General features: G+C 64.7%; 6 protein-coding genes and 1 pseudogene. 6 read left to right on the top strand and 1 reads right to left on the bottom strand.

What is annotated here, in order from left to right; genetic code table 11:
* Window positions 1–254: 254 nt before the first annotated feature.
* A pseudogene (gene repC / locus IE243_RS10895) lies at window positions 255–1,553 on the top strand (plasmid replication protein RepC); the annotation flags it as partial.
* A 269-nt stretch (window positions 1,554–1,822) separates the two neighbouring features.
* On the opposite strand, the gene IE243_RS10890 reads toward repC, so the two are convergent.
* Window positions 1,823–2,959 carry an HPP family protein gene (locus tag IE243_RS10890; RefSeq protein ID WP_191319425.1) on the bottom strand — a complete coding sequence of 379 codons (1,137 nt, stop codon included), beginning with the start codon at window positions 2,957–2,959 and terminating at the stop codon, window positions 1,823–1,825.
* 320 nt (window positions 2,960–3,279) lie between these two features.
* Between IE243_RS10890 and IE243_RS10885 the strand changes: the two genes are divergently transcribed.
* The 5 genes from IE243_RS10885 to IE243_RS10865 all read left to right on the top strand — a co-directional run bounded on the left by IE243_RS10885 (window position 3,280) and on the right by IE243_RS10865 (window position 11,360).
* Complete coding sequence (locus IE243_RS10885) at window positions 3,280–3,708, top strand: hypothetical protein (protein WP_191319424.1); 429 nt, start codon at window positions 3,280–3,282, stop codon at window positions 3,706–3,708.
* A gap of 239 nt (window positions 3,709–3,947) precedes the next feature.
* Entirely contained in the window at window positions 3,948–6,107 is a 2,160-nt protein-coding gene (locus tag IE243_RS10880) for a TonB-dependent receptor family protein (RefSeq protein ID WP_191319423.1), read from the top strand.
* A 214-nt stretch (window positions 6,108–6,321) separates the two neighbouring features.
* Window positions 6,322–6,906 (top strand): TetR/AcrR family transcriptional regulator, encoded by a 585-nt coding sequence (locus tag IE243_RS10875; protein ID WP_191319422.1) that lies wholly within the window; start codon window positions 6,322–6,324, stop codon window positions 6,904–6,906.
* Window positions 6,907–6,920: 14 nt separating this feature from the next.
* Window positions 6,921–8,180, top strand: coding sequence for an efflux RND transporter periplasmic adaptor subunit (locus IE243_RS10870; RefSeq protein WP_244643070.1), 1,260 nt, complete (start codon window positions 6,921–6,923; stop codon window positions 8,178–8,180).
* Between the two features lie 9 nt (window positions 8,181–8,189).
* Window positions 8,190–11,360, top strand: coding sequence for a multidrug efflux RND transporter permease subunit (locus IE243_RS10865; RefSeq protein ID WP_191319421.1), 3,171 nt, complete (start codon window positions 8,190–8,192; stop codon window positions 11,358–11,360).
* The last annotated feature ends 183 nt before the right edge of the window (window positions 11,361–11,543 follow it).

Here is an 11,543-nt window from a genome sequence, read left to right as displayed (position 1 = left end):
TCTGAAGGATTTCCGCGAAACAGGCCTCCTGTCGCGGCGAATGCTTCAGCAATCCGGTGGCCCGGCGCCGCCGGTACGATCAACCGGCGCCAGTTGATGGCGTTACGACAGGAGAGAGCGGCAAAGAAAAAGGCCCCCGAAACGATGTTCCGGAAGCCCTTCTCATTGGTCTGACAACCTGAGAATCGCACTTCCGAAAATTGCAGTCAAGAGCATAACGTCGTTCTGGCGGTCGATTTCCCACGCCCCGAAGGCAGGGAACGATGACGCATCATGTTTTGGTCGCAAGCCAGATGGCGACGCGAAATACGGCGCCGGAAAGCGCCGTGAACAAATGGCAGGTTTTCCGCAACATCTGTGAAGCGCGCGCATTGCTTGGTCCCTCGGACCGGGCGCTTGTGGTTCTGAACGCGCTGCTGACTTTCCTGCCTGAAACGATGATGACGCCAGACGTCAACCTCGTGGTGTTTCCGTCGAACGCCCAGCTCGCCACGCGCGCCCATGGCATGGCGCCCGCGACCTTGCGCCGGCATCTGGCGGTGCTTGTGCAAACCGGACTGGTAATCCGCCGCGACAGCCCCAACGGCAAACGTTACGCCCGCAAGGGGCGGGGCGGTGAGATCGAAACCGCTTATGGCTTCGACCTGGCTCCGCTTGCAGCGCGCGCAGACGAGTTCAGCGAACTGGCCATCCATGTGGCGGATGAGCGGCGACGGCGCCAGCTGTTACGCGAGCGCATCACCATTGCCCGACGCGACTGCGCAAAACTGCTCGAAACCGGCGCCAACCACTATGCCGGCTCCCTCTGGGAGGACTTTCACGCACGCTATCGACAGCTTGCGGCCAGCCCTGCGCGCTCCGCCAGCCAGAACATTTTGGAACAGCACGCCCGCAACCTTGACCTCCTGCGGGGCGCCATCGCGGAAAAGCTGGAGAAGCATCTGCAAAATCAGGGAAAATTGGAAACAAAGAGCGGCAATGAATCCCAAACTGAGCGCCACATACATAATTCAGATAAAGAAATCTGTTTAATTGAAGAAACCCGAAGCATGGGTTCCGTCATGGGGCCCCCGCGCAGCCAGTCAGTCAACATTCAGCCAGAAATTCACCTGGCGACGGTTCTCGACGCCTGTCCCGATATCTGTGACTACGCCACAAACCCCATTCATGACTGGCGTGATCTGCATCAGGCCGCCGCCATTGCCCGTGCGGCCATGGGCGTCAGTCCCGACCTCTGGAACGCTTTCCGCGACAGGGCAGGCGAGGACCAGGCTGCAACCGTGATCGCCGCCATATTGCAGCGACGCGAACGCATCACACACCCCGGCGGCTATCTGAGAGCCCTCAACAATAGGCTCGAAACGGGGCAATTCTCGGCAAGGCCAATGCTGATGGCGCTGGCCAGAGAGCGGCTGGCGCAAGCAAATGTCCATGCCGCACGGTGGTCGGCTGCTTCGGGAAATGAAACGGATGAAAAGCCGTCTGGCGACTTTCGCGCCCCGGCGGGCCCTGTCCCGGCAGGATTCCCCCACAGACAAACCCCATGGGCCTGAGGCACAGACTTCCGGTGCAATCTGACAGGCCCTGGCCTGGCGGATCGCGGCCGCGTCAGCATCTGTGCGACCCGCTATCAACCGACCGGGCACATCCGTGTCTGAAAACCCGGAAGCAGGCGTCAAAGCTGGAAAGCGCCACCAGGTCCCATTTCAGAATGTGGAAATGCTTCACAATATGCATCCGCCCGCCCCGGGGCGCTCTGGAAGCTCATCGCGGTCTGCGATCGTCCCATGTGCTCCACACTGAGGCGACGGCGGATCACCGGTCAGTTTTTCTGGCTGGTCGCGCGGGCCAGCGCCCAAAGCAGATCAGTCTGGGTAACAAGACCAATGGCGTGTTCATCGTCATCGACAATGACCGCCGCGTGCCCCCTTCCGTCGGTCAGGACAGGCAGCAGCTCAGCGATGGGCGTATCCGGATGCGCGATTGCGGCGGCGGCCATGATGTCGCCGACCGGCGTATCAGCAACAGCCGGCGCCTCTGGAGCGGAGCTTTCCTGCCGCGCGTAGAGCGTGGCAATCTCCCGCAGGCCGACGGAGCCAACGATATGCTTTCTCCGGTCCAGAACCGGCAGCATGCGGATATTGTGAACCAGCAGCAATTCACGCGCGGCGCCAACGGAGGTGTCCGGCGTGACGCTGAAAATGTCGCGCGACATGATGCTGGCGCAACGGATATCGGGGCTGGATCTGGAGATCGCCGCCAGCTCGGCCTGGCGCACGAGCCGCAGCAGGTCGTCCCGGTCAATGTCATAGCTGGCGTCGAGACTGGCGAGGGCGGAGTCGATGTCAGCGGCGTCAACGGCGTTGCGCATGGCCGCCGGAGGATCTTTCGACCCGTGCGCGCCAGGCGGGGCCGCCTCAGGCTGATGTGGGTAGCGACGGCCCATCATCCGGTGAAACACCATGCCGCACGCGAGCAGGACGCCGATATTCAGCAGGGCGGGCGCAAGCGACCGCCAGATGTCCATGGCGGCGGCGTCCTTCATCGTCAGGGCCATCAGCAGGGCCATGGCGCCGCCTGGCGGATGCAGACAGCGGCACAGGCTCATCGCCACAATGCCGACAGGCACGGCCAGGGCGGCGATAACCGGGCCGCTCCAGCCCAACTGGCCGAACAGCTGTGCGAGCGCAACGCCCGCCAGCCCGCCGACGAGATTGCCGCCAAGCACCGGCCAGGGCTGGGCCAAAGGACTGGTTGGGACGGCAAAAACAAGAACCGCCGAGGCCGCGACAGGCCCGACAATAAACGGCAGGGCAAGATCTCCGCCGATGACAAGGCGGGTAACGACGCTGGCGAGGCCCATGCCAACCAGCGCCCCCGCGCAGGCAAGCAGGCGCTCGCGCAAGGTGGCGCCGGCGATGATGGGTCTGAACAGCTGAAAGGGTGACCGGGCGGGCATCAGATGGGTCCTGCCTGAAGCGCCAGAGCCGGTTCAATGGCGCTGGCCTGAAAGCCGACGTTATGGATTTGCGAAACCGGCCGGCGGGGACCGGCCAGAACAGGCGCAGTTCCGGATGGAAAGGAGCATTCACGACCTGATGGAGCAAACTGGGCCGCGTCAGGCCGGACCGGCGGTTTCCTCATCTATCTGAAGCGGGGCGTTTTTGTCGCGTCTGGCGGCGTTTTCGGGCCTGTTCCGGCATTCTGGCCGCCATCCCGGGCGTGTTTGCGCAACCGCAGCCCAGTGACGACTGCAAACAGACGCTTGTCGTGGTCAACATGACATCCTATGCATTCTCCATGGAACTCCAGGCGCGAAGCGTGGGGGTAGCCAGCCGGCTTGCGGCGTTGGTGATCCTCTATGCGTTCCTCGTCAAGACTGTGCTCGTGTTCGCGGCGCCGATGGCGCCGGTGGGAGCGCTTGCCGGCAAGGAGTCTTCTGCTTTCCCGGGCATGATCCTGTGTCTGTCGTCCGCTTCCGCCGGACAGGCTCCGGACGGGCCGGCGACGCCTGTTCATGACGCCAGTTGCTGCCTGCTGCATTGCCAGCTGCAACTCGCCATGCTCGCGCCGCTGGTTCTGGCCGTGCTGGCGCTGCGGTTGCGACCGGCGAAACAGTTCTGGCGACCGGATGTCTGGCGCGACGATATCCGCAACGCCGTTGCCTGGCGCTTCCAGGCGCGCGGACCGCCCCTGTCCGCCATCTGACAGCTTTCGGGCTGACTGACCGCCTGTTGTGACGCAATCGCCTTCCCGCGAGCGTCTGGCGGCAAGTGGCACGCTGGCGCCGCCTGTGAGGCTCGCGCCATTTCCGTTTCCAGTCGCTGGCTGAGGTTTCCGCCCCGCAAGGGCGTGACCGCGCGTCTTCGTCGCGCCGCCCGGGTCCGGGCAGCCGGGAGGCGGCGGCGCCAGACGATGATGCGCCACAGGGCGCGGGTAGCAGATCGATGAACCTTTTTCGCAATGATCCGTGGCGCGCCGCGACCGGCGGGCGCGTGGGCCTGCTGGCCTCCGCCGCCATTCTGGCGATCAGCCCGGCGCCATGCGGCCAGCCTGTTCTGGCCCAGCCCGCGGCGCCGGAGGCCCCCGTGATTGAACTGCCCCAGATTGACGTCAGCGGAGCCGGGCAGGAGTCCCTGACAGCTCCCGGCAACCGGGAGCTCGCCGCCGCCATGGCCCGCAGGCCTGCCGCCGTGAGCTTTGTCGACGCCCGGAGCTTCGCCGGCCGGTCCGCCCTCACCATGCGCGACATGCTGAAGGACACGCCTGGCGTCCAGACCGGTGAGCGCTACGGCCAGGAGCAACGCCTGTCGATCCGGGGCTCGGGGCTGGCGCGCGGCTATCACTTGCGCGGCGTTGAGGCGTTGCAGGACGGCGTTCCGGTCAACAATGCTGACGGCAGCGGCTCGCTATACCAGACCGATCCGCTGTCGGCCCGGGCTGTCGAGGTCTGGCGGGGCGGCAATGCGCTCGCTTTCGGCTCCACCATGCTGGGCGGCGCGGTCAATGTCATCAGCGAGACGGCGCGCACCGTGCGCACGCCAAACCAGGCGCGCCTTGACGTGGGGGCCGACGGCTTCGTGCGCGAGCACCTGAGGGTTTCGAAGGTTTCCGGCCCGGTCGACATGCTGGTCAGCGGCTCGTGGACCAATTCGGACGGCTATCGCGATCATTCCGCCAGCATCTACCGCCAGTTCAACGCCAATCTTGGCTGGAAAATCAGCGATCGGGTCGAGACGCGGTTCTTCATCGGCTATTTCGACACGCGCCAGAAACTGCCTGGTTCACTGCTGCTGTTCGACGCCCTGCATGCGCCCCGCAAAGCGTCGCTGGCGGCGGTGACCGGCAATCAGTCGCGAGAGGAGCGGGCCTTCCGCATCGCCAACACCACCACGGTGCAACTCGACGCCGGCCAGCTTGATCTGTCGACATGGGCGATCCGCAAAACGCTCGATCATCCGATCTTCCAGGTTCTTGCCCAGGACGGCTGGAACTGGGGTGTCTCGCCCCGCTACGCGCAACGCTTTAGCCTGGGCGGCTTTGACAATGAGCTGGTGGTCGGCGCGCGACTGTCGGGCGGTTCGACCGATGCGAAACAGTATGTGAACCTGGCCGGGCGACGCGGGGCCCTGACAGTCAGCGGCGTTCAGGACGCCATGAATCTTGAGGCATGGGCGGAAAACAATCTGTGGCTGACGCGGGAGCTGGCGCTCGTCGCGGGCGTCAAGGCGTTCAACAGCCTGCGGGAGTACAACCAGTCCTACAACGCGTCGCTGCGTCCGGCCTGGGCAGCCCGGGACGACAGCGCCCGTTATGCCGGCGTTAACCCGAAAATCGGCGTGCTCTGGCGCATCACGCCGGACGTGCAGTTGTTCGCCAACCTGACGCGGAGCGTCGATGCGCCGGATTTCACCGACCTGACCCAGACGTTTGCCGGAACCACCGCGTTCACGCCCCTGCGCGCCCAGAAAGCCTGGACGGTCGAGGCTGGCTCGCGTGGCTCCCTGGGACCGGTGACGTGGGAGGCGACCTACTACCGCTCGGCGATCCGCGACGAACTGCTGGCCTACACAGTGAACCCGTCGGTTCCGGCCAATGTCTTCAACGCGCCGCGCACGATGCATCAGGGCGTCGAACTGGCCGCCAGCATGGAGCTGTTCCAGGCGCTTGGCGTTGACGCGGGCGGTTCGCGGCTCGTTCTGCGCCAGGCCTGGACATGGAATGATTTCCGTTTCGACCGCGATCCGGTCTATGGCGACAACCGTCTCGCCGGGGCGCCAGAGCACGTCCTGCGCACGTCGCTGTCATGGCGGCGCCTTGACGGCTTCTACGTGACGCCGTCGATTGACTGGGTTCCGGCCGGCGCATGGGCTGACTACGCCAACACGCTGAAAACGCCGGGTTATGTGCTGCTCAATCTCGAAGCCGGGCTGGAAGCGGACGAGGGCCTGAGCTTTTTCATCGACGCCCGCAACCTCGCCGACCGTCGCCATGTGTCGGATGTATCGACCATCGCCAATGCGGCCACGGCGCCGGCGAGCGGTCTTGCGGTGTTCTATCCAGGCACGGGACGCACGGTCCGGGTCGGCGCGCGCTACGCATTTTAGGACGGATGTCGGGAAAAACCAGGCAAATGCGACGCAAGTGCGCGTTCTCCGGTCAAAATACCGTCACGGACGCCATCGGGGTGTCCTGACGTGCGCTTGCGCACATTCTGAGCTTTGATCGTGTGCAATTCCGCGCAGATGCTGCCGGTTTTGTTTGACGGATTTTTGCGGCGTCAATATTAACCGTCCGGTTGGAAATGAATGGACGCTGCTCATGGGTCGGAAACGCATCATAGGCTGTGACGCTGTGCTTGACGCGGCCGAACGCGTGATCCAGCGCGATGGAGCCGTCAATCTGACCATCAGCGCGGTGGCGGAAGAGGCTGGCGTCAGCAAGGCCACGGTTCTCTACGATTTCAAGACCAAGCACGCGCTGATTGGCGCCCTCGTCGCCCGGCAGATGGAGACCGACGACCGGCGTTTGCAGGATTGCATCGAAGCTGCGGCGGACGCGCCGGACGTCGCCAATCCGGAACTGGTCGGCCGCATCCGTTTTGCGGCCACCATGCCGGACACGCAGGACCGCGCTTCGGTCATGACAATCTGCCTCGCCATGGCGGCGGATGACTCGGTGCGGATGCGCATTCGTGACTTTGTCGGCAAGGACCAGAAGGCCTTTCTTGGCGATGGCGAGACGGCTGCGGAGCTGGGGCCACTCATGGCGTTTCTGGCGCTTCAGGGTTATCTCAGCCTGACCTGCTTCGATTTTTGTGACTTTTCTCCGGAGGTCCGGGATCAGATTTTTTCCGGAATCGGAAAAATGACCCGGATGCCGAACGCCCTTTTTGACGATCTGTGACGGATATGGCCCCAATGCGAAACTCTTCCAGAAAAGCTCCCGCCTGGTTCGCCATGGCCTTGTCCGCGCCAGTCGCCGCGGCGGGATTCTCCACCGTAGCCCTGTTGGGTTTGCCAACGGTCGCCTTCGCCCAGCACGCCATGCCGCCGGCTGTCGTGCAGGTCATGACCATTTCACGCGAAGCCGTGCCGTTGACCCGCGATCTGCCAGGGCGCATCGCCGCCGTCCGCACCGCAGAAGTGCGGCCGCGCGTCAGCGGCATCCTGCAGGAGCGCGTCTTCCAGCAGGGCACGATCGTCAAGGAAGGGGACGTGCTGTATCGCATTGATCCGACCCTGTTCCGCGTGGCGGTCGCCAGCGCGAAGGCGAATCTGGAGCGCGCCAAGGCGGCCAGGGTGTTGGCGCAGCAGAAAGCCGACCGCCAGAAAGAGCTGCAAAAGCGCAATGTGAGCTCGGCGCAGGAATTTGACGTGGCCGTCGCCAATCTTGCCCAGGCGGAGGCCGAGGTCGCGGCTGCCCAGGCCGGGCTCGACCAGGCCACGGTCAACCTCGACTACACCGAGGTGCGGGCCCCGATCAGCGGCCGCATTGGCCGCGCGCTGGTGACGGAAGGCGCGCTGGTCACCACCGGAGAAATCCGGCCGCTCGCGGTTATCCAGCAGCTGGATCCGGTTTACGCCGACTTCACCCAGTCATCGACCGAGGTGCGGCGTTTGCGTCAGGATCTGGCCGCCGGCAATATCGCCAGGGTCACCCCGGACGCCGCCGCCGTCCAGCTGCTGTTCGATGATGGCGAGAGCTATGCTCACAAGGGCAAGCTGCTGTTCTCCGAGGCGTCCGTGGACGCCACCACGGGCCAGATCACGCTGCGCGCTGAATTCCCCAACCCGAAGAATGAGCTGTTGCCGGGCCTGTATGTGCGGGTGCGCATCGAGCAGGGCCGGGTGGATCAGGCGATCGCCATTCCGCAGCAGGCCGTGATGCGTGACGCCAGCGGCGCGGCGCAGGTCTATGTTCTCGGCGAGGGCGACGTTGCCCAGACCCGGCAGATCGAACTTGGCCAGGTGACCGGCGACCGCTGGCTGGTGCGCGGCGGCCTGCAGCCGGGCGACCGGATCATTGTCGAGGGATTCCAGAAGATGGCTCCTGGAGCCAAGGTGGTTCCCCAGCCCTGGGGCGGTCCGGTGGGCGCAAAGTCCGCCACAGCGAAGCCCTCCGGGGCGGGCGACACGGATCCCAAGGCCGCCCCCACGCCCGACGGCAAAAAGAACTGAGGACGGGAGATGGCGCAATTTTTCATTATACGACCCATTTTTGCATGGGTCGTGGCGTTTTTCATCGCCATCGCCGGCCTGATCGCGCTGCCATTCCTGCCGATCGCCCAATATCCGAGGGTGGCGCCGCCGCAGCTGTCGATCTCCACGATGTATCCGGGCGCTTCGCCGTCCGAGATCTATCAGGGCGTGACGAAACAGATCGAAGACGAACTCAACGGCGTGAAGAATCTGGCCTATTTCGAGTCCACTTCGGACGCGACCGGCCAGGTTGAGATCACCGCGACGTTCCGCACCGGCTCCAATATCGACATTGCCTCCGTCAACGCCCAGAACGCCATCCGGCGCGTGCAGCCGCGGCTGCCGGCGACGGTCGTGCAGCAGGGCATCACCACCGAGGAGAGCGGCGCCGGCTTTCTGCTGATCATTTCGTTGACGTCGACAGACGGCACCATGGATGACGTGGGCCTGGGCGATTATCTCAATCGCAACGTGCTCGGCGAAATCCGCCGCATCCCGGGCGTCGGCCGGGCGCAGCTGTTCGCCGCGCCGCGCTCGATGCGCATCTGGATCGACCCGGACAAGATGCTGGGTCTGAACATTTCGACGGACGACATCACCAACGCCATCCGGGCCCAGAACGCCCAGGTGGCCGCGGGCAAGATCGGCGCCGACCCCAACCCGATCAACCAGCAGATCACCGCGACGGTGCTGGTGAAGGGGCAGCTCAGCTCGCCAGACGAATTCGGCAATATCGTGCTGCGCGCCAACCCGGATGGTTCAACCGTGCGGATGCGCGACGTGGCGCGCGTCGAGGTCGGCAGCGAAAGCTACAATTTCGCCACCCGCCTCAACGGCAAGCCCAGCGCCGCCATCGCCGTCCAGCTCTCCGAGAGCGGCAACGCGGTGGCGACCTCCAACGCCATCGAAACCAAGATGAGCGAGCTTGCCCGCTTCTTCCCCAAGGGCATCGAGTATTCGATCCCATACAACACCAGCCCGTTCGTCGAGGCTTCGATCGAGAAGGTGGTGCACACCCTGCTGGAAGCGGTGGGCCTCGTCTTACTCGTGATGTTCCTGTTCCTGCAGAACTTCCGCTACACGGTCATTCCGGCGCTGGTGGTGCCGGTGGCGCTGCTGGGCACGCTGGCGGTGATGCTGGGCTCAGGGTTCTCCATCAACGTGCTCACCATGTTCGCCATGGTTCTCGCTATCGGCATCCTCGTCGACGACGCCATTGTCGTGGTCGAGAACGTCGAACGCATCATGGCGGAGGAGGGGCTGTCGCCGCTGAAGGCGACGCAGAAGGCCATGAGCCAGATCTCTGGCGCCATTATCGGCATCACCCTGGTGCTGGCCGCCGTGTTCGTTCCCATGGCGTTCTTCCCGGGCGCGACGGGCGTGATCTACCGGCAGTTCAGCCTGACGATGGTGGTGTCGATCCTGTTCTCGGCCTTCCTCGCCCTGTCGCTGACGCCGGCCCTGTGCGCCACCTTCCTGAAGCCGGTGCACGGCCATGGCGAAGAGAAGCGCGGCTTCTTTGGGGCGTTCAACCGCTTCTTCGACCGCACCACCCGTCGTTACGCCGGCATGGTCACGGGCGCGACCTCGCGGGCGGGCCGGCTGATGATCATCTTCCTCGCGCTGCTCGTCGGCACGGGCTGGCTGTTCATGCGCCTGCCGACCTCGTTCATTCCGAACGAGGACCAGGGCTATATCATCGTCGACATCCAGACCCCGCCGGAAGCCAGCTCCAACCGGACCCTGCAGGCGATCGAGAAGATCGAGCAGATCGCCCGGACGGAGACCGCAGTGGCCAACATGGTCGCGGTGCGCGGCTTCAGCTTCTCGGGCGCCGGCCAGAACGCCGCCATCATGTTCATCACCCTGAAGGACTGGGGCGAGCGTGGCGCCGGCAACGCGGCCCAGGACATCGCCAACCGCATGAACATGAAGATGTTCGGGATCAGCGACGTGATGTCGTTCGCCCTGTCGCCGCCGCCCATCCAGGGCTTCGGCAACTCGGCCGGCTTCACCTTCCGCCTGCAGGACCGCGGCGGGCTGGGACAGACGGCGTTGGCGGGCGCGACGCAGAAGCTGATGGCGGAGGCGGCCAAAAGCCCGATCCTCACCGGCCTGCGCACCGAGGGACTGCCGGACGCGGCCCAGCTCATGGTGATCATCGACCGTGAGAAGGCCAACACCTTCGGCGTCAGCTTCGCTGACATCAACGCCACCATCACGGCCAATCTGGGTTCGTCGTACATCAACGACTTCCCCAACAATGGCCGCATGCAGCGCGTGATCATCCAGTCGGACGCGGCCAGCCGCCTTCAGGGCGAGGATCTGCTGAACCTGAACGTGCGCAACGCCAGTGGCGGCATGGTGCCGATCTCCTCCTTCGCCAAGTTGCAGTGGATCAAGGGGCCGCAGCAGATCGTCGGCTACAATGGCTATCCGTCGGTTCGCATTTCCGGCGCTCCGGCGCCCGGGTATTCGTCCGGCGCGGCGATCGCCGAGATGGAGCGCATCGCCGCGACCATGCCGCAGGGCATCGGCTACGAATGGACCGGCCAGACGCTTGAGGAAATTTCCTCGGGTTCGCAGGCGCCGATCCTGTTCGCCATGAGCATCCTGTTCGTGTTCCTGCTGTTGGCGGCGCTGTACGAGAGCTGGTCGATCCCGCTGTCGGTGATGCTCGTCGTGCCGCTGGGCGTGATCGGCTGTATCCTCGCCGTGATGCTGCGCGGGTTGCCGAACGACCTCTACTTCAAGGTGGGTCTGCTGGCGATCATCGGCCTGTCGGCGAAGAACGCCATCCTGATCATCGAATTCGCGAAGGATCTCTATGCCGACGGCATGAGCCTGCGCGACGCGGCGATCGAGGCGTGCCGGCTGCGCTTCCGGCCGATCATCATGACCTCGCTGGCGTTCACGCTGGGCGTGGTGCCGCTGGCCATCGCCACCGGCCCCAGCGCGGCGAGCCAGAACGCCATCGGCACCGGCGTGGTGGGCGGCATGATCTCGGCCACCATCCTGGCGGTGATCTTCGTGCCGGCGTTCTTCGTCTTCGTGTTGACGCTGTTCCGCACCAGGCCGCCGGTGCTGCACGGTGAATCGCCGGTGCACGCTCCGCACCCGGCGCCGGATGCGCCAGAGACGCCAAAGCCGTCGGCGTGACGCAATCAGGGCGCGGTCTCCGCGCCCTGCCTCCAGAAGAGGCTGGATCCCGAAAACCAAAAAACCCCCGACCGCAAGGCCGGGGGTTTTGTTGTTGTGCTGTCGGGGCGCCTCCCGGGGAAAGAACCCGGCCTGTCCTGGATCAGGGTGCCCGTCCATCCGGACCCTGGAGTTCAGATATTC

The organism is Camelimonas fluminis (assembly GCF_014656355.1).
GTDB lineage: Bacteria > Pseudomonadota > Alphaproteobacteria > Rhizobiales > Beijerinckiaceae > Camelimonas > Camelimonas fluminis.
Note: the sequence above shows the minus strand (reverse complement) of the source record. Positions and strands in the feature narration are given on the sequence as shown.